Here is a 20,558-nt window from a genome sequence, read left to right as displayed (position 1 = left end):
TAAGGCTCAGAACAATTCCAAACTGGACGAATCCGTGGCTGTCCCGAGGCTACGGGAAAAAGGGCTCGTCAATGAGCGGCATTCTGCAGAACTATCTTCCACTCGTCGTCTTTATAGGGGTAGCTGCTATCATCGGCCTCGTGCTGCTGATCGCGCCCTTCATCGTGGCGTTCCAGCAGCCGGACCCGGAAAAGCTGTCGGCGTATGAGTGCGGTTTCAACGCCTTCGACGACGCTCGCATGAAGTTCGACGTCCGCTTCTATCTGGTCGCCATCCTCTTCATCATCTTCGACCTCGAGGTGGCGTTCCTGTTTCCCTGGGCGGTGGCGTTCGGCAAGCTTGGCGCGACCGGCTTCTGGTCCATGGTGGTGTTCCTCGGCGTGCTCACGGTCGGGTTCGCCTATGAATGGAAGAAAGGAGCACTGGAATGGGATTGAACCCTGCATCGTCCACAGGTCCGGTCGTCGCGCCGGCCCCCAAGGGCATCCTTGATCCGTCGACCGGCAGGCCGGTTGGCGCCAATGATCCGTTTTTCCTCGAGGTCAACTCCGAGCTGTCCGACAAGGGCTTCTTCGTGGCCGCGACCGACGACCTCATCACCTGGGCCCGTACCGGCTCGCTGATGTGGATGACCTTCGGTCTCGCCTGCTGCGCGGTCGAGATGATGCAAGTCTCGATGCCGCGCTACGACGTCGAGCGCTTCGGCTTCGCCCCGCGGGCCTCGCCGCGCCAGTCCGACGTGATGATCGTCGCCGGCACGCTGACCAACAAGATGGCGCCCGCGCTGCGCAAGGTCTACGACCAGATGCCCGAGCCGCGCTACGTCATCTCGATGGGCTCCTGCGCCAACGGCGGCGGCTACTACCACTATTCCTACTCGGTCGTGCGCGGCTGCGACCGGATCGTGCCGATCGACATCTATGTGCCGGGCTGCCCGCCCACGGCGGAAGCGCTGCTCTACGGCGTGCTGCTGCTGCAGAAGAAGATCCGCCGCACCGGCACCATCGAACGCTAAGGTTTTACGTCATGGACGACGCCAAGCTCGACGCCCTGGGGCAGACGATCGTTAGCGCGCTTCCGGGCGCCGCCATCGGTCATTCGGTTGCCTTCAACCAGCTCACGGTGGATGTCGAGGCCAGCAAGATCGTCGAGGTGGTCAAGTACCTCCGCGACGATCCGAAATGCCGGTTCATCAACTTCACCGACATCACGGCCGCGGACTATCCGTCGCGCGAAAAACGCTTCGACGTGATCTATCACTTCCTGTCTCCGACCCTGAACACGCGGATCCGGCTCAAGGCGCAGGCCGACGAGACCACGCAGGTGCCGTCGCTGATCGACGTGTTCCCGGGCGCGGACTGGTTCGAGCGCGAGGCCTACGATCTCTATGGCGTGTTCTTCGTCGGTCACCCCGACATGCGCCGCCTGCTGACCGATTACGGTTTCGAGGGTCATCCGCTGCGCAAGGATTTCCCGACCACCGGTTTCGTCGAGGTTCGCTACGACGACCAGGAGAAGCGGGTGGTGTACGAGCCCGTCCGGCTCAACCAGGAATTCCGCAAGTTCGATTTCCTCTCGCCGTGGGAAGGGGCGGACTATCCGCTTCCCGGTGACGAGAAGGCGGGACCGAAGGTCTGATCATGAACGAGCAACCCGAACAGCTTCGCAATTTCACCATCAACTTCGGCCCGCAGCATCCGGCCGCGCATGGCGTGCTGCGTCTGGTCCTGGAGCTTGACGGCGAAATCGTCGCCCGCGTCGATCCCCATATCGGCCTGCTTCACCGCGGCACCGAAAAGCTGATCGAGCAGAAGACCTATCTCCAGGCGATCCCGTACTTCGACCGGCTCGACTACGTCGCGCCGATGAACCAGGAGCATGCCTTCTGTCTCGCCGCTGAAAAGCTGCTCGGCATCGAGGTGCCGCGCCGCGGCCAGTTGATCCGCGTGCTCTATTGCGAGATCGGCCGCATCCTCTCGCACCTCCTCAACGTCACCACGCAGGCGATGGACGTCGGCGCGCTGACCCCGCCGCTGTGGGGCTTCGAAGAGCGCGAGAAGCTGATGGTGTTCTACGAGCGCGCCTCCGGCAGCCGTATGCACGCAGCCTTCTTCCGCGTCGGCGGCGTGCATCAGGACCTGCCGCAGAAGCTGGTCGACGACATCGAGGCCTGGTGCGATCCGTTCCTGAAGGTCGTGGAAGACCTCGACCGCCTCCTCACCGCCAACCGCATCTTCAAGCAGCGCAACGTCGACATCGGCGTGGTGCCGCTCAAGGAAGCCTGGGAGTGGGGCTTCTCGGGCGTCATGGTGCGCGGCTCGGGCGCGGCCTGGGACCTGCGCAAGTCGCAGCCCTATGAGTGCTACGCCGAGATGGATTTCGACATCCCGATCGGCAAGAACGGCGACTGCTACGATCGCTACCTGATCCGCATGGAAGAGATGCGCCAGTCCGTGCGCATCATGAAGCAGTGCATCCAGAAGCTGAATGCTGCCGACGGGAAGGGGCCTGTTGTCGTCGAGGACAACAAGGTCGCCCCGCCGCGCCGCGGCGAGATGAAGCGCTCGATGGAAGCGCTGATCCACCACTTCAAGCTCTACACCGAAGGCGTCCACGTGCCGGCTGGCGAAGTCTATGCCGCGGTCGAGGCGCCGAAGGGCGAGTTTGGCGTCTATCTGATCTCCGACGGCACCAACAAGCCCTACAAGTGCAAGATCCGCGCGCCGGGCTTTGCCCATCTGCAGGCGATGGACCACATCTGCCGCGGCCATCTGCTCGCCGACGTCTCGGCGATCCTCGGCTCGCTCGACATCGTGTTCGGAGAGGTCGATCGGTGATGGCGCAGGCGCCAATCCAGTTTGACCGTGCCTCGGGGGCCCTTGAAGGGGCCAACCTGTGGGAGCGGACGGCTGCCTTGGCGCTGGTGACGGGATCGAAGATCTCGTCGCACTTCTCGCATATGGGCTACATCGCCTGCGCGAACCTGCTGCGGAAAACGCTGCCCGAGCGCAACATCGCGATCAGGCTCAATCCCGACGCCGTGTTCGAATTCCCCTACGGCGACGGCTATTGGAGCAAGCTGCTCAACCGCTCGTACAACTACGAAGACGAGCTGGAGGTCTTGTTCGCCGACTCCATCGACGTCGACTACACGCTGCTCGATTGCGGCGCCAATTACGGCTACTGGTCGGTGCTGGTCTCGAGCAAGCCGTTCGGGTCGCACAAGGCGATTGCGATCGAGCCATCGGGGCAGAACTATCCGAAGCTCGCCAACAACGCCCGCGTCAACGGCTACCGCTTCGAGACCCTGAAATGCGCGATCGGTGCGGCACGTGGCACCGCGCGGCTGTCAGGCACCAAGCATGAGGCCTTCAGCATCGCCGGCGCACCGTCGGCGGGCGGCGAGGACGTGCCTGTCATCGCGCTCGACAATCTGATCGACGACGGCAAGGTGGCGGCCCACGGCAAGTACCTGATCAAGCTCGACGTCGAGGGCGTCGAGATCGAGGCGATCAAGGGCGGCGCACGGCTGCTCGAGACCGACAGCGTCATCATGTGTGAAGAGCACGGCAGCGATCGCAGCCATGCGGTGTCGCGCTTTATCCTCGAACAGACGCCGCTGAAGCTGATCGTGTTCGATCCGCGCAGCAACCGGATGGAGACCGTGACCGAGCTGTCGATCCTCGACCGCATCAAGGTCTCGACCCACGTCGGCTACAACGTTTTCGGCACCGCAAGCGCATTTTGGCAGGACAGGATCGATGCCCTGAATGCGAAAACCGCGCGCCGTATGCAGTGAGAGATAAGAGATGTCTGTTCGCCGATTAGCACCGAAGGAAGTCCAGCCCGCGAGCTTTGCGTTTACGGACGAGAACCTCGCATTCGCCAAGCAGCAGATCGCGAAATATCCGGCCGGCCGGCAAGCCTCCGCTGTCATCGCCATCCTCTGGCGCGTCCAGGAACAGCACGACGGCTGGGTGTCGGAAGCCGCGATCCGCGCCGTCGCCGATCTGCTCGACATGCCCTATATCCGCGTGCTGGAAGTCGCGACCTTCTACACGATGTTCCAGCTCGCTCCCGTCGGCAAGAAGGCCCACGTCCAGGTCTGCGGCACCACGCCGTGCCGCCTGCGCGGTGCCGAGGATCTCATCCACGTCTGCGAGCATCGCATCCACCACGAGCCGTTCCATCTGTCCAAGGACGGCAATTTCAGCTGGGAAGAGGTGGAGTGCCTCGGTGCCTGCGTGAATGCGCCGATGGTGCTGATCGGCAAGGACACCTATGAGGATTTGACCAAGGAGACCTTTGGCAAGGTGCTCGACGGCTTCGCCTCGGGCAATCCGCCAAAGCCGGGTCCGCAGAACGGCCGCCAGTTCTCGGCGCCGACGGGTGGGCCGACCACGCTGAAGGAGATCACCTGATGCGTGATCTCCCCGCAATTGGAGGGAACGAGGCCGTGAACAAATGGGGCTTCGTCGCCATGCACGCCGCGGTCGCGGCCGCCTTCATGTTCCTGCTGCAGCGCTTCGTGATGAACGCGACGCAGGAGAGCAGTCTACTCTGGGCGCTGACCTTCGCCGTCTGCGCCGCCGGACTCGCCTACAAGCAGTCCAATCGTTGATCGGAAAGCACTGAAATGCTCGAGGACAAGGACCGCATCTTCAAGAACCTCTACGGCCTCCACGATTGGGGGCTCGAGGGCGCGCGGCGCCGCGGCGCCTGGGATGGTACGAAGAATATCATCGACAAGGGCCGTGACTGGATCATCAACGAGATGAAGGCCTCGGGCCTGCGCGGGCGCGGTGGTGCCGGCTTCCCGACCGGCCTGAAATGGTCGTTCATGCCGAAGGAATCGACCGACGGCCGGCCGAGCTATCTCGTCGTCAACGCCGACGAATCCGAGCCCGGCACCTGCAAGGATCGCGAGATCATGCGGCACGATCCGCATCTCCTGATCGAAGGCTGCCTGATCGCGAGCTGCGCTATGAACGCGCATGCCTGCTACATCTATGTCCGCGGCGAGTTCATCCGCGAGCGCGAGCATCTCCAGGCCGCGATCGACCAGGCCTATGAGGCGAAGCTCGTCGGCAAGGACAATGTCAACGGCTGGCCGTTCGACATCTACGTCGCGCACGGCGCCGGCGCCTATATCTGCGGCGAGGAGACCGCGCTGCTCGAAAGCCTCGAGGGCAAGAAGGGCCAGCCGCGCCTGAAGCCGCCGTTCCCGGCCAATGTCGGCCTGTTTGGCTGCCCGACCACCGTCAACAACGTCGAGTCGATCGCGGTTGCGCCCGACATCCTGCGCCGCGGCGCGGCCTGGTTCGCCGGCATCGGCCGTCCGAACAATGTCGGCACCAAGCTGTTCTGCATCTCCGGCCATGTCGAGCGGCCCTGCAACGTCGAAGAGGCCATGGGCATTCCGTTCCGTGAGCTGATCGAGAAGCATTGCGGCGGCATCCGCGGCGGCTGGGACAACCTCAAGGCCGTGATCCCCGGCGGCTCCTCGGTGCGCATGGTGCCGGCCGAGCAGATCATCGACACGCCGATGGATTTCGACAGCTTGAGCAAGCTGCGCTCGGGCCTCGGCACCGCGGCCGTGATCGTGATGGACAAGTCGACCGACCTGATCCGCTCCATCGCCCGCATCTCCTATTTCTACAAGCACGAGAGCTGCGGCCAGTGCACGCCGTGCCGCGAAGGCACCGGCTGGATGTGGCGCGTCTTGACCCGCATGGCCGACGGCCGCGCCCACAAGCGCGAAATCGACATGCTGCTGGAGGTGACGAAACAGGTCGAAGGCCACACCATCTGCGCGCTCGGCGACGCAGCCGCCTGGCCGATCCAGGGCCTGATCGCGCATTTCCGTCACGAGATCGAAGCGCGCATCGACCAGTATTCGCACAAGGCTGACATCGACGATATCGGCGTCCGCGATCCCGTGAACATGGTCGCGGCGGAGTAGAGAGAATGACCAAGCTCATCATCGACGGCAAAGAGATCGATGTCCCCGCCGAGTACACGCTGCTCCAGGCGTGCGAAGCCGCGGGCGCCGAGATTCCGCGCTTCTGCTATCACGAGCGGCTGTCGATCGCCGGCAATTGCCGGATGTGCCTCGTCGAAGTGAAGGGCGGCCCGAAGCCGGTCGCAAGCTGCGCCTGGGGCGTGCGCGATTGCCGTCCGGGCCCCAAGGGCGAGCCGCCGGAAATCTCCACGCGTTCGCCGATGGTGAAGAAGGCGCGCGAAGGCGTGATGGAATTCCTTCTCATCAACCATCCGCTGGACTGCCCGATCTGCGACCAGGGTGGCGAGTGCGACCTCCAGGACCAGGCGATGGGCTATGGTGTCGACACCAGCCGCTTCGCCGAGAACAAGCGCGCCGTCGAGGACAAATACCTCGGCGCGCTGGTCAAGACCTCGATGAACCGCTGCATCCAGTGCACGCGCTGCGTCCGCTTCTCGGCGGAAGTCGCCGGCGCGCCCGAGATGGGCGCCACCGGCCGCGGCGAGGACATGGAGATCACGACCTATCTCGAGCACGCGCTGACGTCCGAATTGCAGGGCAATCTCGTCGACATCTGCCCGGTCGGCGCGCTGACCTCGAAGCCCTATGCTTTTGCGGCGCGCCCGTGGGAGCTCGGCAAGACTCAGTCGATCGACGTGATGGATGGCGTCGGCTCGGCGATCCGCGTCGACACCCGCGGCCGTGAGGTGATGCGCGTGCTGCCGCGCATCAACGAGGCCGTGAACGAGGAGTGGATCTCCGACAAGACCCGCCACGTCGTCGACGGCCTGCGCACCCAGCGCCTCGACCGGCCCTATATCCGCGAAGCCGGCAAGCTGCGCGCTGCGAGCTGGCCCGAAGCCTTCGCCGCGATCGCCGCGAAGGCGGCGCGCACCGACGGCAAGCGCATCGGCGCGATCGCCGGCGACCTCGCCGGCGTCGAAGAGATGTTCGCGCTGAAGGACCTGCTCGCCAAATACGGCTCGGGCAATCTGGCCGTGCAGGGCGGCGACGCCTTCGATCCCGCGCTCGGCCGCGGCTCCTACATCTTCAATCCGACGCTGGTCGGCGTCGAGCAGGCCGACGCGCTGCTCATCATCGGCGCCAATCCGCGCAAGGAAGCGGCCGTGTTCAACGCCCGCATCCGCAAGCGCTGGCGCGCCGGCGGCTTCAAGGTCGGCGTGATCGGCGCCAAGGTCGACCTGACCTACGACTATGATCATCTGGGTGCGGGCACCGACACGCTCGGCGAGCTCGCGGCCGGCAAGCACTCCTTCATGGACGTGCTGAAGAACGCCAAGAACCCGATCATCCTGGTCGGCGCGGGCGCGGCCTCGCGTCACGACGGCGCCGCCATTCTCGCCGCCGCCGCCAAGCTCGCGCTCGATGTCGGCGCGGTGAAGGACGGCTGGAACGGTTTTGCCGTGCTGCACGAGACCGCCTCGCGCGTCGGCGCACTCGACATCGGCTTTGTCGCCGGTGGGGGCGGGCTGAACGCGGCGCAGATGACGACCTTCGGCACGCTGGACCTGCTGTTCCTGCTTGGCGCCGACGAGATCAAGCCGTCGGATGGCACCTTCGTCGTCTATATCGGCACCCATGGCGACCGCGGCGCGCATCGCGCCGACGTCATCCTGCCGGCCGCCGCCTACACCGAGAAGTCCGCGATCTACGTCAACACCGAAGGTCGCGTGCAGATGACCGGCCGCGCCGCGTTCCCGCCGGGCGAAGCCCGCGAGGACTGGGCGATCGTGCGCGCCCTGTCGGAGGCGCTCGGCAAGAAGCTCGGCTACGATTCGCTGTCGGCGCTTCGCCAGGCGATCTTCAAGGCCGTGCCGCACCTGATCCGTCTCGACCAGATCGAGGCCGGTTCCGCCGACCAGATCAAGAAGCTGGCCGGGAAGGGCGGTTCGCCCGAGAAGGCGCCGTTCAAGGCGGCGATCGAGGACTTCTATTTGACCAACCCAATCGCGCGTGCGTCCGCCGTGATGGCGGAATGCTCGCGGCTTGCCTCCGGGCAGATGCTGACCGCAGCGGAGTGAGCCGATGGAATTCTTCGAAAGCGCATTCTGGACCGGTTTCCTCTGGCCGCTGATCATCATGGTCGCGGAGAGCGTCCTGGTGCTCGTCGTCCTGCTGGTCGCGATCGCCTACATCCTGCTCGCCGACCGCAAGATCTGGGCTGCGGTGCAGATCCGTCGCGGCCCGAACGTGGTCGGCCCCTGGGGCCTGCTGCAGTCCTTCGCCGACCTGCTGAAATTCGTGCTGAAGGAGCCGATCATCCCGTCCGGCGCCAACAAGGGCGTGTTTCTCCTTGCTCCCTTGGTCTCATGCGTGCTCGCGCTCGCGGCCTGGGCGGTGATCCCGACCAATCTCGGCTGGGTGATCTCCGACATCAATGTCGGCGTGCTCTTCATCTTCGCGATCTCGTCGCTGTCGATCTACGGCATCATCATGGCCGGCTGGTCGTCGAACTCGAAATACCCGTTCCTGGCCGCGCTGCGCTCGGCGGCGCAGATGGTGTCCTACGAGGTCTCGATCGGCTTCGTCATCATCACGGTGCTGCTCTGCGCCGGTACGCTGAACCTGTCGGCCGTGGTCGAGGCCCAGCATGCCCGTGGCCTCGCCAGCCTGATCGGGTTGCCGCAGCTCACCATCCTGAACTGGTATGTGTGGCCGCTGTTCCCGATGTTCGTGATCTTCTACGTCTCGGCGCTGGCGGAAACCAACCGTCCGCCCTTCGACCTCGTGGAAGCTGAATCAGAGCTCGTCGCCGGCTTCATGGTCGAATACGGCTCGACGCCGTATCTGCTGTTCATGCTCGGCGAGTATGTCGCGATCGTCACGATGTGCGCGCTGGCGACGATCCTGTTCCTCGGAGGCTGGTTGCCGCCGGTGGACCTGCCGCCCTTCAACTGGGTGCCGGGGATCATCTGGTTCTCGCTCAAAGTGTTCTTCATGTTCTTCCTGTTCGCGATGGCAAAGGCGATCGTGCCGCGCTACCGCTACGACCAACTGATGCGCCTCGGCTGGAAGGTGTTCCTGCCGCTGTCGCTGGCGATGGTGGTCGTGGTGGCTGGCGTGCTGCATTTCGCCGGCATCGCGCCGAAGTGAGGCCGTCATGGGTATCAATGTCAACGCCACTGCACGCTCGCTCCTGCTGTCGGAATTCGTCTCGGCGTTCTTCCTCGCCATGCGCTATTTCTTCCAGCCGAAGCCGACGCTGAACTATCCCTTCGAGAAGGGCCCGATCTCGCCGCGCTTCCGCGGCGAGCATGCGCTGCGCCGCTATCCGAACGGCGAAGAGCGCTGCATCGCCTGCAAGCTGTGCGAAGCCATTTGCCCTGCGCAGGCCATCACCATCGAGGCCGGCCCACGCCGCAACGACGGCACCCGCCGCACCGTGCGCTACGACATCGACATGGTGAAGTGCATCTATTGCGGCCTCTGCCAGGAGGCTTGTCCGGTCGACGCCATCGTCGAAGGTCCGAACTTCGAGTTCGCGACCGAGACCCGCGAGGAACTGTTCTATGACAAGGCCAAGCTGCTCGCCAATGGCGACCGCTGGGAACGCGAGATCGCGAAAGCGATCGAGCTCGACGCGCCGTACCGGTGAGATGAGAGCATGATCCTTCCCGCGCTGTTCTTCTATCTCTTCGCCGGCGTCTGCGTCGCTTCGGCGGTGATGGTGATTGTCTCGCGCAATCCCGTGCACTCCGTGCTGTACCTGATCCTGGCCTTCGTCAACGCCTCCGGCCTGTTCGTGCTGATGGGCGCCGAATTCCTCGCGATGATCCTGATCGTCGTCTATGTCGGCGCCGTCGCGGTGCTGTTCCTGTTCGTGATCATGATGCTCGACGTCGACTTCCTCGAGCTGCGCGAGGGCTTCATCGAGTACCTGCCGGTGGGCCTCGTGATCGGCGGCATCTTCCTGTTCGAGCTGCTGCTCACCGTCGGCTTCTGGGTCATCAACCCCGGCGTCTCCAAGACGATCACGGCGGCGATCCCGACCAATGTCAGCAACACCGAGGCGCTCGGGCTCGTGCTCTATACGAAGTACATCCACTACTTCCAGCTCTCGGGCATGGTGCTGCTGGTCGCCATGATCGGCGCCATCGTGCTGACGCTGCGCCACAAGGCGAACGTGAAGCGGCAGGACATCAACGTTCAGAATGCACGCACGCCCGAGATGGCGATGGCGATGCGCAAGGTGGCGCCGGGGCAGGGGCTCCAGGACAGCGACGCGGCGGAGTGGGTGAAATGACGATCGGGCTCGGACATTATCTGGCGGTCGGCGCGATCCTGTTCACGCTCGGGATCCTCGGCATCTTCCTGAACCGCAAGAACATCATCGTCATTCTGATGTCGATCGAGCTGATCCTGCTCTCGGTCAACATCAACCTCGTGGCATTCTCGACCTTCCTCGGCGACATCGTCGGCCAGGTCTTCGCATTGCTGGTGCTGACTGTTGCGGCTGCGGAAGCCGCGATCGGTCTCGCCATCCTGGTGGTCTATTTCCGCAACCGCGGCTCGATCGCGGTTGAGGACGTCAATCTGATGAAGGGCTGAGCTCAGTCATGGTTCAGGCGATTGTCTTTCTGCCTCTGCTGGGCGCCATCCTTGCCGGCCTGATCGCGCTGTTCGGCGCGCATGCCCGCAACCCCTCGGGTGACGCGGTCGAGCATCACGGCGACCATGGCCACGGCGACGCGCACGCGTCGGCTGCCCATGATGATCATGGCCACGACGATCACGCGCATGACGACCACGGCCCGGTCGAGCCGCCGGCCGCGGGCTCGCGCGGCGCCGAGCTGATCACGACCGCTCTGCTGTTCGTCTCGGCGGCGCTGTCCTGGATGACGCTGGTCGATGTCGGCTTCATGCACCACGACATGCGGATTCCGCTGTTGCCCTGGATCCTCTCCGGCGACCTCCAGGTCTACTGGTCGCTGCGGGTCGACACGCTCACCGCCGTCATGCTGGTGGTGGTGACGACCGTGTCCTCGCTCGTGCACCTCTATTCCATCGGCTACATGGACGAGGATCCGTACCGGCCGCGCTTCTTCGGCTATCTCTCGCTGTTCACCTTCGCCATGCTGATGCTGGTGACGGCCGACAACCTCGTGCAGCTGTTCTTCGGCTGGGAAGGCGTGGGTCTCGCCAGCTATCTCCTGATCGGCTTCTGGTACCAGAAGCCGTCGGCGAACGCGGCGGCGATCAAGGCTTTCGTGGTCAACCGCGTCGGCGATTTCGGCTTCGCGCTCGGCATTTTTGCGATCTTCATGCTGACGAGCTCGACCGATTTCGAGACCATCTTCCATGCGGCGCCGAGCCTGACCGGCAAGACCATCGACTTCCTCGGCTGGCATGCCGACGCGCTGACCCTGACCTGCCTCCTGCTGTTCATGGGCGCGATGGGCAAGTCGGCGCAGTTCCTGCTGCACACCTGGTTGCCGGACGCGATGGAAGGCCCGACCCCGGTCTCCGCGCTGATCCACGCCGCGACCATGGTCACCGCCGGCGTGTTCATGGTGGCGCGCCTGTCGCCGCTGTTCGAGCTCGCGCCGAATGCGCAGGCCGTCGTGATGTTCTTCGGCGCCACCACGGCGTTCTTCGCCGCGACCATCGGCCTCGTGCAGAACGACATCAAGCGCATCGTCGCGTACTCGACCTGTTCGCAGCTCGGCTACATGTTCGTGGCGATGGGAGCAGGGGCCTATTCGGTCGGCATGTTCCACCTGTTCACGCACGCCTTCTTCAAGGCGCTGCTGTTCTTGGGCTCCGGCTCGGTGATCTACGCGATGCACCACGAGCAGGACATCCGCAACATGGGCGGCCTCTGGCGCAAGATCCCCTACACCTATGCGGTGATGGTGATCGGCACGCTGGCGCTCACGGGCTTCCCGCTCACGGCGGGCTATTTCTCCAAGGACGCCATCATCGAGTCCGCCTACGCCTCGCATAATCCGTTCGCGATGTACGGCTTCGTGATGACGGTCGTCGCCGCCGGCCTGACCTCGTTCTACTCCTGGCGCCTGATCTTCAAGACCTTCCACGGCGAGCCCCATGACGAGCATCACTACGAGGCTGCGCATGAGGCTCCGCTCTGGATACTGGTCCCGATCGGCGTTCTCGCGGTCGGCTCGATCGTCGCGGGTTTCCCGTTCAAGGAGCTGTTCGCCGGTCACGGCGTCGAGGAGTTCTTCCGCGAGTCCGTGAAGATGAACCCGCACATCATCGAGGAGATGCACCACATCCCCGAGACCATCGCCTTCCTGCCGACGGTGATGATGGTGCTGGGCTTCCTGGTGTCGTACCTGTTCTACATCCGCCGGCCGTATCTGCCGGTCGAGCTCGCGAACACCCAGCCGATGCTGTACCAGTTCCTGCTCAACAAATGGTACTTCGACGAGCTCTACGATCTCATCTTCGTCCGTCCGGCGAAGTGGATCGGATATCAGCTCTGGAAGAAGGGCGATGGCTTCATCATCGACGGCCTCGGCCCCGACGGTATCTCGGCCCGCGTGCTGGACGTCACCCGCAACGTGGTGAAGATCCAGACCGGCTATCTCTATCACTACGCGTTCGCCATGCTGATCGGCGCCGCCGGCCTGATCACCTGGTTCATGTTCGGCTTTGGAGGCCAGTAAATGACAACCTGGCCAATCCTTTCGGTCACGACGTTCCTGCCGCTGGTTGGCGCGCTGATCGTCTATCTCAGCCGCGGCGATGACGAGGCGGCCCGGCGCAATGCGCGCTGGATCGCGCTGTGGACCACGCTGATCACCTTCGCGGTGTCGGTGATCCTGGTGATGCGCTTCGATCCGTCGAGCGCCGACTTCCAGTTCGTCGAGAAGGCGAACTGGCTCGCCACCGGCATCACCTACCACATGGGCGTCGACGGCATCTCGCTGCCGCTGGTGATCCTGACCACCGCCATCATGCCGTTCTGCATCATCGCGAGCTGGAAGGCGATCACCAACCGCGTCCGCGAATACATGATGGCGTTCCTGATCCTGGAAACGCTGATGATCGGCACCTTCTCGGCGCTCGATCTCGTGCTGTTCTACCTGTTCTTCGAGGGCGGCCTCATCCCGATGTTCCTGATCATCGGCGTCTGGGGTGGTCCGCGCCGGGTCTACGCGTCCTTCAAGTTCTTCCTCTACACGCTGCTCGGCTCGGTGCTGATGCTGCTCGCCATCATGGCGCTGTACTGGAACGGCGGCACCACCGACATCCCGACCCTGATGCACACCGCCGTGCCGCGGTCGCTGCAGACCTGGGCGTGGCTCGCCTTCTTCGCCTCGTTCGCGGTGAAGATGCCGATGTGGCCGGTGCACACCTGGCTCCCCGACGCCCACGTCGAGGCGCCGACCGCGGGCTCGGTGGTGCTGGCTGCGATCCTGCTGAAGATGGGCGGCTACGGCTTCCTGCGCTTCTCGCTGCCGATGTTCCCGCTGGCCTCGCACGACTTCGCCCCGCTGATCTTCACGCTCTCGGCCATCGCCATCATCTACACCTCGCTGGTCGCGCTGATGCAGGAGGACATGAAGAAGCTGATCGCGTACTCGTCAGTGGCGCATATGGGCTTCGTCACCATGGGCATCTTCGCCGGCACCATGCAGGGCGTCGCCGGCGGCATGTTCCAGATGATCTCGCACGGCATCGTCTCCGGCGCGCTGTTCCTCTGCGTCGGCATCGTCTACGACCGCCTGCACACCCGCGAGATCGCGGCCTATGGCGGCCTCGTCAACCGGATGCCGCTCTACGCGCTGACCTTCATGGTCTTCACCATGGCCAATGTCGGTCTGCCCGGTACCTCCGGCTTCGTCGGCGAGTTCATGACGCTGCTCGGCACCTTCAAGGTCTCGATCCCGACCGCGTTCTTCGCCACGACAGGCGTGATCCTGTCGGCCTGCTACGCGCTGTGGCTCTACCGCAAGGTCGTGTTCGGGGCGCTGGTCAAGCCGTCGCTGACGAGCATGAAGGATCTCACTTTCCGCGAGTGCGTGACGCTGTTCCCGCTGATCGCGCTGACGATCCTGTTCGGCGTTTATCCGAAGCCGGTGCTCGATATGTCGGCCGTCTCGGTCCAGCAACTCGTCAACAATTACAACACCGCTGTGACGGCCGTGAAGGCCGCCGCACTGCTCCAGTGATCGGGCAGGTCAGGATATCGCCATGAGCTTTGAGACTGCAGGTTATCAACTGGCGCCGGTGCTGCCCGAGATTGTGCTCGCGGTCGGCGCGATGGCACTCTTGATGCTGGGAGCCTATCGCGGGCAGGGGACCACCAGGACCGTCACGACGCTTGCGGTCCTGCTGCTGGTCGTGGTCGGCGTGCTCGTCTACGCACAGCCCGCTGGCAAGCACGTCACCTTCGGCGGCAGCTTCATCGTCGACGATTTTGCCCGCTTCATGAAGATCCTGGCCCTGATCGGCTCGGCGGTGACGCTGGTGCTGTCGACCGAGTTCCTGTCGGACCCGTCGCGCCGGATCTTCGAATACGCGATCCTGGTGCTGCTCTCGACGCTCGGCATGATGGTGCTGATCTCGGCCGGCGATTTGATCTCGCTCTATCTCGGCCTCGAGCTGATGTCGCTCGCGCTCTATGTCGTGGCGGCCTCCAACCGCGACAACGCCAAGTCGACCGAAGCCGGCCTGAAGTACTTCGTGCTGGGCGCGCTGTCGTCGGGCATGCTGCTGTACGGCGCCTCGCTGATCTACGGCTTCACCGGCACCGTGAGCTTTGCCGGCATCGCCGCGGCCGCGACCGTCTCGAATATCGGCCTGGTGTTCGGCCTGGTCTTCCTGCTCGCCGGCCTCTGTTTCAAGGTCTCGGCGGTGCCGTTTCACATGTGGACGCCGGACGTCTACGAAGGCGCTCCGACGCCGGTGACCGCCTTCTTCGCCTCGGCGCCGAAGGTCGCCGCGCTCGCGGTCTTCACCCGCGTCACGCTCACCGCATTCCCCGGCATCGTCTCGCAGTGGCAGCAGATCCTGGTGTTCGTGGCAATCGCCTCGATGGCGCTCGGCTCTTTCGCCGCGATCGGCCAGACCAACATCAAGCGCCTGATGGCCTATTCCTCGATCGGCCACATGGGCTTTGCCTTGGTCGGCCTCGCCTCCGGCACGGTCGAAGGCGCGCAGGGCGTCTTGATGTACATCGTGATCTATGTGGCGATGACGCTCGGCTCGTTCTCGATCATCCTTGCGATGAAGCGCAACGGCCAGGCCGTGGAGCAGATCAGCGATTTCGCCGGCCTGTCGCGGACCAATCCGCTGCTCGCCTTCATGTTCGCGATGCTGCTGTTCTCGCTCGCGGGCATCCCGCCGCTCGCCGGCTTCTTCGCCAAATGGTACGTCTTCGTCGCCGCCATCAAGGCTAACCTGTTCACGCTCGCCGTCATCGGCGTGCTGACCAGCGTGGTGGGTGCCTACTACTATCTCAGCATCGTCAAGACGATGTACTTCGACGAGCCGGCCGGCCAGGTCGATCCGGTGCGCGTCGAGGTGAAGACGGTGCTGGCGGTCTTTGGCCTGTTCAACATCCTGTTCGCGCTGTTTGCGGGCCCGGTGGTGAGCGTCGCCTCCGCCGCGGCAAAGTCGCTGTTTTAGGATGGGGTTCGCGCTCGGTCCTCGCGCACTCTCGGCGGGCTACAGGCTCGCAGCTTTCGAACGGACCGGCTCGACCAACACCGACGCGATCGAGCACGCACGGGCCGGCGAACCGGGGTCGATGTGGTTCGTGACGTCGGACCAGACCGCCGGCCGCGGGCGCCGCCAGCGCGCCTGGGTCGCGCCGAAGGGCAATCTCGCCGCCAGCGTCCTCGAGGTCCTGGATATTGCGCCTGCTGTTGCCGCCACCATCGGGTTTGCGGCGGGGCTTGCGGAAGAGGCCGCCCTGGAGAAGGTCAGCCTCGAGGCCGCGTTGCGGCTTGGTCCTGACCGGCCCAGATACGCCCTGAAATGGCCGAATGACGTCCTTGCGGGCGGCAAGAAGCTGGTCGGTATCGGCCTCGAAGCCGAGGCTATCGGCGATCGTCTCGCCGTCGTCGTCGGCATCGGCACCAACGTCGTGGCGGCGCCGGAGGGGACGCCGACGCCGGCCGTTTCGTTGGCCGCACTCGGCGTCCAGATCAGCGCGGAAGAGCTGTTCTCGGCGCTGTCGGACGCCTGGGTCGAGTTCCTCGGCATCTGGGACAATGGCCGCGGCTTTGCGGAGATCCGCAGGCTCTGGCTGGAGCGCGCCTGCGGCCTCGGCGAACGGGTCGCGATCAACACGGGGACGATGACGCTGGAAGGCATTTTCGACACCATCGACGACACCGGCTGCCTGATCGTCCGCACCGTTGACGGCCGACGCCTGCCGGTGGCGGCCGGCGAGGTGTTCTTCGGCTCGGCCGCCTCCGTGGGAGCTGCGTGATGGCAAGGCCTGACGAACTGGTATTTGCGCCGCTCGGCGGCGTCGGCGAGATCGGCATGAATTTGTCGATCTACGGCCTCGGCAACCGCCAGCAGCGCGCCTGGCTGGCGGTCGATCTCGGCGTCTCCTTCGGCGACGAGGAGCATCTGCCGGGCATCGACCTGATCATGCCCGACATCAGCTTCCTGGAGAAGGAACGCAAGAATCTGATGGGCCTCGTGCTCACCCACGCCCATGAGGACCATTTCGGCGCCATCATCGACCTCTGGCCGAAGCTGAAATGCCCGATCTACGCCACGCAGTTCAGCGCGGCGCTGTTCGAGGCCAAATGCGCCGCCGAGCGCAACGCGCCGAAGATCCCGGTGACGGTGGTGCCGTCGGGCGGCCGCGTCGATATCGGCCCGTTCAACGTCGAGTTCATTCCCGTCGCGCATTCGATTCCCGAGGCGCACGCGCTGGCGATCCACACTGAGGTGGGCACGGTGCTGCACACCGGCGACTGGAAGATCGACCCGACCCCGACGCTGGGGAGCCCGACCGACGAGAAGCGGCTGCGCGAACTGGGCGAGGAGGGCGTGCTGGCCCTGATCGGTGATTCCACCAATGCCGTGCGTGACGGCCGCTCGCCCTCGGAAGCCGAGGTCGCGCGAACCATCATCGACCTGGTCAAGGCCGCCAAGGGCCGCGTCGCGGTGACGACCTTCGCCTCCAACGTCGCGCGCATCAAGGCCGTCGCCGCCGCGGCCAGGGCTGCCGATCGCGAGGTCGTCGTGGTCGGCCGCGCCATGGAGCGCGTGGTGCAGGTCGCACGCGAGACCGGCTATCTCGACGGCGTGCAGAACTTCCGCTCGCCCGAGGTCTACGGCCATCTTCCGCAGGACAAGGTGCTGGCGCTGTGCACCGGCAGCCAGGGCGAGCCGCGCGCGGCACTGGCGCGCATCGCCAATGACGACCATCCCGAGATCACGCTCAACCGCGGCGACAGCGTGATCTTCTCCTCGCGCACCATCCCGGGCAACGAGAAGGCCGTCGGCTCGATCATCAACAATCTGGTGCTGCAGGGCGTCGAGGTCCTCACCGACCGCGACCATCTGGTCCACGTCTCCGGCCATCCCCGCCGCGACGAATTGCGCGACATGATCGCCTGGACCAAGCCGCAGCTCCTGATCCCCGTCCATGGTGAGGCGCTGCACCTGAACGAGCATGCCAAGCTCGCGCGCGCCGCCGGCGTGCCGCGCGTGCTGGTCGTTCGCAATGGCGACCTGATCAAGCTCGGCCCGGGCGATCCCGGCATCATCGGCGAAGTGCCCTCCGGCCGTCTCTACAAGGACGGTACGATCTTGGAGGACTCCAAGTCCCGCGCCGTGGTCGAGCGCCGCCGCATGGCCTTCTCCGGCTGCGCCTTCGTCGCGGTCGCGATGACGGAGCAGGGCGAGCTTGCCGACGATCCCGAGGTCGATCTCGTCGGCATTCCCGAGAAGAACCGGGACGGCGAGCCTTTCGACGACATCGTCTTCGACGCCGTGGTCTCCACCATCGAGGGCCTGCCGAAGGCGCGCCGCCGCGATGCGGATGCCCTGGCCGAGTCGGTGCGACGCGCTGTCCGGGCCGTCATCAACGAACATTGGGGCAAAAAGCCCCCCTGTCTGGTACACGTCCTGACGGTGTAGTTGAGCATGGTCTTCGGATCATGCGCTGAGGGAGAAGAAACATGCTGGGTCGCCTCAACCACGTCGCGATCGCGACCAAGGACGCCGTCAAGTCCGCCAAGATCTATGGCGCGGCGTTCGGGGCGCAGATCTCGGAGGCGGTCGCGCTGCCCGAGCATGGCGTCACCACGGTGTTCGCGACGCTGCCCAATACCAAGATCGAGTTTATCGAGCCGCTCGGCGAGGCCTCACCGATCGCGAAGTTCCTCGAGCGCAATGCCGACGGCGGCATCCACCATATCTGCTATGAGGTCGTCGACATCATCGCCTCGCGCGACACGCTGATGAAGGAGGGCGCGCGGGTGCTCGGCGACGGCGTGCCGAAGATCGGCGCCCACGGCAAGCCGGTGCTGTTCCTGCACCCGAAGGATTTTTCCGGGGCGCTGGTCGAAATCGAGCAGGCGTAGGGCGCCGGATCATGGCCATCCAGATATCGACCGCGCTTGCGATCTACTTCGTGATCTGGTGGATCGCGCTGTTCCTGACGCTGCCGTTCGGCGTGCGCAGCCAGCACGAGGACGGCGTCGGCGCGCCCGGCACCGACCCCGGCGCACCGGTTCTGACGCGGATGAGAGGCAAGCTGATCTGGACCACGATCATCTCGGCGATCATCTACGGGATCGGCATCGCGGCCTATCATGCGGGCTATCTCTCGATCGAGCGCTTGTCCAAATTGATGGGAATGCCGTTTTAGGTTTCTTGCTGGGATTTCCTGGTTAAATCGTTGTTGGGGGAACGAATGACTTTTCAGCGGATCGTCATCGCGCTGCTGGTGTTGATCGTCGCCGGCCTTGGCGCCATCGGCTATTTCGAGTGGAGGATGGCCGTGCAGGTCCGAACGCTGAAGGCATTCGTCGAGGGCTCTGTCTTCAACGAAGCCGTGATGGCCTGCGAGCAGGCCAAGAGCTCGACGCCGTTCAAGTGGAACGGGGGCAAGAGCACCTCGGTGATCGGCCTGAACTCGGTCAAGCTGGACAAATACACCGTCAGCGCCAGCTACACGCTGGTGGCGGACAGCATCTATTGTGATTACGATCCCATCAAAAGAAAGGCCGAGATCGGCTCGAGCTTCCTGGAGCGGGAGTAACGATCCGGCCATGCCAAGCATGGGATGGGATCGTTATGGCGCAGGGGCAGGCGGGGGACTACCGGATTCTGCATGAGGCGGCCTTGCGGGCCTATCTCGCGGGCATTCCCGACCTCAAGGCGCTCCTCGGCGGCGAGCCGGCCGCCTGGGGCATCACCGAGGTCGGCGACGGCAATCTCAATCTCGTCTTCATCGTCAAGGGCGCGCGCGGCGGCGTCGCCGTGAAGCAGGCGCTGCCCTACGTCCGCCTCGTCGGCGAGAGCTGGCCGCTGCCGCTGTCGCGGGCCCACTACGAATATCTCGCTTTGTCGAAGCAGGCCCAGCTCGCGCCCGGCCTCGTGCCGGCCCTGCTGCACCACAACGAGACGCTGGCGCTGACGGTGATGGAGCTGCTCGAGCCCCACATCATCATGCGCAAGGGGATGGTCGCCGCAACGCAATATCCCGGTTTCGTGGACGACATCACCACCTTCATGGCGCGCACCCTGTTCTTCACCTCCGACCTCGCGCTGTCGGCGGCCGAGAAGAAGCAGGGCATCGCGGCCTTTGCCGGCAACCACGCGCTCTGCAAGATCACCGAGGACCTAATCTTCACCGATCCCTACCGCATTGCCGAGCAGAACCGCTGGACCGCGCCTTATCTCGACGGCCTGGCCGCAGAGCTACGCGATGACATGGAGTTGCATGTCGCGATCTCCCGGCTGAAGCTGAAGTTCATGGCAAGCCCCGAGGCACTGCTCCACGGCGATCTCCACACCGGCTCGATCATGGTGACGGAGAGCCAGACGCGCGTGATCGATCCGGAATTCGCATTCTACGGCCCGATGGGATTCGACGTTGGCGCGGTGCTTGCGAACCTCCTGATGGCCTATTTCGCCTCCGCCGGCCACGAGCGCGCGCCGGGCGAGCGGCAGGCGTTCGAAAGCTGGGTGCTGGAGACGGTCGAGCAGGTCTGGAGCTGGTTCGCCGGCAAGTTCCTCGATCTCTGGCGCGCTGGCGCCACCGGCGACGCCTATCCGGCCTCGCTCTTCGCCGGCGAGAAGGGCGCCGCACGCCTGGAAGCCGAGCGGCAGACCTACATGCAGCGGCTGTTCACTGACACCGTCGGCTTCGCCGCCGCCAAAACCCTCCGCCGCATCTTCGGCCTCGCCCACAATATCGACTTCGAGCTGATCGAGGACCCGAAGAAGCGCGCGATCAGCGAGGCCCGCGCCGTGCGGCTGGCGCGCGCGATGATGGTGGAGACGGGGGCATTTGGGACGATTGCCGACGTCACCGGCACTGCACGAAAGCTGCGGGACTGGATGCCGGAGTTTGCGAACGGCTAGGGGCCGA

22 protein-coding genes are annotated in these 20,558 nt (G+C 64.6%); all 22 read left to right on the top strand.

Going from position 1 to position 20,558, the window contains the following annotated elements; genetic code table 11:
- Positions 1-71 precede the first annotated feature (71 nt).
- The 22 genes from OWC48_RS31230 to mtnK are packed head-to-tail and all read left to right on the top strand — an operon-like array spanning position 72 to position 20,551.
- Complete coding sequence (locus OWC48_RS31230; protein WP_094977661.1) at positions 72-437, top strand: NADH-quinone oxidoreductase subunit A; 366 nt, start codon at positions 72-74, stop codon at positions 435-437.
- Positions 428-1,015: an NADH-quinone oxidoreductase subunit B family protein gene (locus tag OWC48_RS31225; protein ID WP_061847881.1), complete on the top strand. Its 588-nt coding sequence runs from the start codon at positions 428-430 to the stop codon at positions 1,013-1,015. The genes OWC48_RS31230 and OWC48_RS31225 overlap by 10 nt, the downstream gene beginning before the upstream one ends.
- Before the next feature lie 11 nt (positions 1,016-1,026).
- Positions 1,027-1,638, top strand: coding sequence for an NADH-quinone oxidoreductase subunit C (locus OWC48_RS31220; protein WP_014494856.1), 612 nt, complete (start codon positions 1,027-1,029; stop codon positions 1,636-1,638).
- A gap of 2 nt (positions 1,639-1,640) precedes the next feature.
- Positions 1,641-2,837: an NADH-quinone oxidoreductase subunit D gene (locus OWC48_RS31215; protein ID WP_282523430.1), complete on the top strand. Its 1,197-nt coding sequence runs from the start codon at positions 1,641-1,643 to the stop codon at positions 2,835-2,837.
- On the top strand, positions 2,837-3,799 hold the full coding sequence (locus OWC48_RS31210; protein WP_282523429.1) for an FkbM family methyltransferase: 963 nt from the start codon (positions 2,837-2,839) through the stop codon (positions 3,797-3,799). Before OWC48_RS31215 ends, OWC48_RS31210 begins: the two co-directional genes overlap by 1 nt.
- A 10-nt stretch (positions 3,800-3,809) precedes the next feature.
- A complete protein-coding gene (gene nuoE / locus OWC48_RS31205; protein WP_282523428.1) occupies positions 3,810-4,421 on the top strand; it encodes an NADH-quinone oxidoreductase subunit NuoE in 612 nt (203 codons plus the stop codon).
- Entirely contained in the window at positions 4,421-4,621 is a 201-nt protein-coding gene (locus tag OWC48_RS31200) for a hypothetical protein (protein WP_028149053.1), read from the top strand. Before nuoE ends, OWC48_RS31200 begins: the two co-directional genes overlap by 1 nt.
- A gap of 15 nt (positions 4,622-4,636) precedes the next feature.
- Positions 4,637-5,962, top strand: coding sequence for an NADH-quinone oxidoreductase subunit NuoF (gene nuoF / locus OWC48_RS31195; RefSeq protein ID WP_014494861.1), 1,326 nt, complete (start codon positions 4,637-4,639; stop codon positions 5,960-5,962).
- A gap of 5 nt (positions 5,963-5,967) precedes the next feature.
- Positions 5,968-8,043 carry an NADH-quinone oxidoreductase subunit NuoG gene (gene nuoG, locus OWC48_RS31190; protein WP_282523427.1) on the top strand — a complete coding sequence of 692 codons (2,076 nt, stop codon included), beginning with the start codon at positions 5,968-5,970 and terminating at the stop codon, positions 8,041-8,043.
- A gap of 4 nt (positions 8,044-8,047) precedes the next feature.
- Positions 8,048-9,115, top strand: a complete 1,068-nt coding sequence (gene nuoH, locus OWC48_RS31185) for an NADH-quinone oxidoreductase subunit NuoH (RefSeq protein WP_063982981.1) — start codon at positions 8,048-8,050, stop codon at positions 9,113-9,115.
- Positions 9,116-9,122: 7 nt separating this feature from the next.
- Positions 9,123-9,617, top strand: a complete 495-nt coding sequence (gene nuoI / locus OWC48_RS31180; RefSeq protein ID WP_014494864.1) for an NADH-quinone oxidoreductase subunit NuoI — start codon at positions 9,123-9,125, stop codon at positions 9,615-9,617.
- 9 nt (positions 9,618-9,626) lie between these two features.
- Positions 9,627-10,265, top strand: a complete 639-nt coding sequence (locus OWC48_RS31175; RefSeq protein WP_282523426.1) for an NADH-quinone oxidoreductase subunit J — start codon at positions 9,627-9,629, stop codon at positions 10,263-10,265.
- A complete protein-coding gene (nuoK, locus tag OWC48_RS31170; protein ID WP_008547737.1) occupies positions 10,262-10,570 on the top strand; it encodes an NADH-quinone oxidoreductase subunit NuoK in 309 nt (102 codons plus the stop codon). Before OWC48_RS31175 ends, nuoK begins: the two co-directional genes overlap by 4 nt.
- Positions 10,571-10,578: 8 nt before the next feature.
- The gene (gene nuoL / locus OWC48_RS31165; RefSeq protein WP_282523425.1) at positions 10,579-12,651 is read left to right on the top strand and encodes an NADH-quinone oxidoreductase subunit L; all 2,073 of its coding nucleotides are present in this window, start codon (positions 10,579-10,581) and stop codon (positions 12,649-12,651) included.
- A complete protein-coding gene (locus OWC48_RS31160) occupies positions 12,652-14,160 on the top strand; it encodes an NADH-quinone oxidoreductase subunit M (RefSeq protein WP_282523424.1) in 1,509 nt (502 codons plus the stop codon).
- A 22-nt stretch (positions 14,161-14,182) separates the two neighbouring features.
- Positions 14,183-15,619 (top strand): NADH-quinone oxidoreductase subunit NuoN, encoded by a 1,437-nt coding sequence (nuoN, locus tag OWC48_RS31155; RefSeq protein ID WP_282523423.1) that lies wholly within the window; start codon positions 14,183-14,185, stop codon positions 15,617-15,619.
- 1 nt (position 15,620) lies between these two features.
- Positions 15,621-16,427 (top strand): biotin--[acetyl-CoA-carboxylase] ligase, encoded by an 807-nt coding sequence (locus OWC48_RS31150; protein WP_282523422.1) that lies wholly within the window; start codon positions 15,621-15,623, stop codon positions 16,425-16,427.
- Positions 16,427-18,097 (top strand): ribonuclease J, encoded by a 1,671-nt coding sequence (locus tag OWC48_RS31145; protein WP_282523421.1) that lies wholly within the window; start codon positions 16,427-16,429, stop codon positions 18,095-18,097. The genes OWC48_RS31150 and OWC48_RS31145 overlap by 1 nt, the downstream gene beginning before the upstream one ends.
- Before the next feature lie 41 nt (positions 18,098-18,138).
- Positions 18,139-18,543, top strand: coding sequence for a methylmalonyl-CoA epimerase (mce, locus tag OWC48_RS31140; protein WP_282523420.1), 405 nt, complete (start codon positions 18,139-18,141; stop codon positions 18,541-18,543).
- A gap of 11 nt (positions 18,544-18,554) precedes the next feature.
- Entirely contained in the window at positions 18,555-18,830 is a 276-nt protein-coding gene (locus OWC48_RS31135) for a DUF1467 family protein (protein WP_038943027.1), read from the top strand.
- Between the two features lie 45 nt (positions 18,831-18,875).
- Positions 18,876-19,223, top strand: a complete 348-nt coding sequence (locus OWC48_RS31130; protein WP_282523419.1) for a hypothetical protein — start codon at positions 18,876-18,878, stop codon at positions 19,221-19,223.
- 35 nt (positions 19,224-19,258) lie between these two features.
- Positions 19,259-20,551 (top strand): S-methyl-5-thioribose kinase, encoded by a 1,293-nt coding sequence (gene mtnK / locus OWC48_RS31125; protein WP_282523418.1) that lies wholly within the window; start codon positions 19,259-19,261, stop codon positions 20,549-20,551.
- Positions 20,552-20,558: the final 7 nt, after the last annotated feature.

Source organism: Bradyrhizobium sp. Arg816 (assembly GCF_029989365.1).
Classification (GTDB): Bacteria; Pseudomonadota; Alphaproteobacteria; order Rhizobiales; family Xanthobacteraceae; genus Bradyrhizobium.
Note: the sequence above shows the minus strand (reverse complement) of the source record. Positions and strands in the feature narration are given on the sequence as shown.

Bases quoted from the DNA above. Each gene is read 5' to 3' on its own strand.
- OWC48_RS31230 (WP_094977661.1), top strand. From the start codon at position 72: ATGAGCGGCATTCTGCAGAACTATCTTCCACTCGTCGTCTTTATAGGG.
- OWC48_RS31225 (WP_061847881.1), top strand. From the start codon at position 428: ATGGGATTGAACCCTGCATCGTCCACAGGTCCGGTCGTCGCGCCGGCC.
- OWC48_RS31220 (WP_014494856.1), top strand. From the start codon at position 1,027: ATGGACGACGCCAAGCTCGACGCCCTGGGGCAGACGATCGTTAGCGCG.
- OWC48_RS31215 (WP_282523430.1), top strand. From the start codon at position 1,641: ATGAACGAGCAACCCGAACAGCTTCGCAATTTCACCATCAACTTCGGC.
- OWC48_RS31210 (WP_282523429.1), top strand. From the start codon at position 2,837: ATGGCGCAGGCGCCAATCCAGTTTGACCGTGCCTCGGGGGCCCTTGAA.
- nuoE (WP_282523428.1), top strand. From the start codon at position 3,810: ATGTCTGTTCGCCGATTAGCACCGAAGGAAGTCCAGCCCGCGAGCTTT.
- OWC48_RS31200 (WP_028149053.1), top strand. From the start codon at position 4,421: ATGCGTGATCTCCCCGCAATTGGAGGGAACGAGGCCGTGAACAAATGG.
- nuoF (WP_014494861.1), top strand. From the start codon at position 4,637: ATGCTCGAGGACAAGGACCGCATCTTCAAGAACCTCTACGGCCTCCAC.
- nuoG (WP_282523427.1), top strand. From the start codon at position 5,968: ATGACCAAGCTCATCATCGACGGCAAAGAGATCGATGTCCCCGCCGAG.
- nuoH (WP_063982981.1), top strand. From the start codon at position 8,048: ATGGAATTCTTCGAAAGCGCATTCTGGACCGGTTTCCTCTGGCCGCTG.
- nuoI (WP_014494864.1), top strand. From the start codon at position 9,123: ATGGGTATCAATGTCAACGCCACTGCACGCTCGCTCCTGCTGTCGGAA.
- OWC48_RS31175 (WP_282523426.1), top strand. From the start codon at position 9,627: ATGATCCTTCCCGCGCTGTTCTTCTATCTCTTCGCCGGCGTCTGCGTC.
- nuoK (WP_008547737.1), top strand. From the start codon at position 10,262: ATGACGATCGGGCTCGGACATTATCTGGCGGTCGGCGCGATCCTGTTC.
- nuoL (WP_282523425.1), top strand. From the start codon at position 10,579: ATGGTTCAGGCGATTGTCTTTCTGCCTCTGCTGGGCGCCATCCTTGCC.
- OWC48_RS31160 (WP_282523424.1), top strand. From the start codon at position 12,652: ATGACAACCTGGCCAATCCTTTCGGTCACGACGTTCCTGCCGCTGGTT.
- nuoN (WP_282523423.1), top strand. From the start codon at position 14,183: ATGAGCTTTGAGACTGCAGGTTATCAACTGGCGCCGGTGCTGCCCGAG.
- OWC48_RS31150 (WP_282523422.1), top strand. From the start codon at position 15,621: ATGGGGTTCGCGCTCGGTCCTCGCGCACTCTCGGCGGGCTACAGGCTC.
- OWC48_RS31145 (WP_282523421.1), top strand. From the start codon at position 16,427: ATGGCAAGGCCTGACGAACTGGTATTTGCGCCGCTCGGCGGCGTCGGC.
- mce (WP_282523420.1), top strand. From the start codon at position 18,139: ATGCTGGGTCGCCTCAACCACGTCGCGATCGCGACCAAGGACGCCGTC.
- OWC48_RS31135 (WP_038943027.1), top strand. From the start codon at position 18,555: ATGGCCATCCAGATATCGACCGCGCTTGCGATCTACTTCGTGATCTGG.
- OWC48_RS31130 (WP_282523419.1), top strand. From the start codon at position 18,876: ATGACTTTTCAGCGGATCGTCATCGCGCTGCTGGTGTTGATCGTCGCC.
- mtnK (WP_282523418.1), top strand. From the start codon at position 19,259: ATGGCGCAGGGGCAGGCGGGGGACTACCGGATTCTGCATGAGGCGGCC.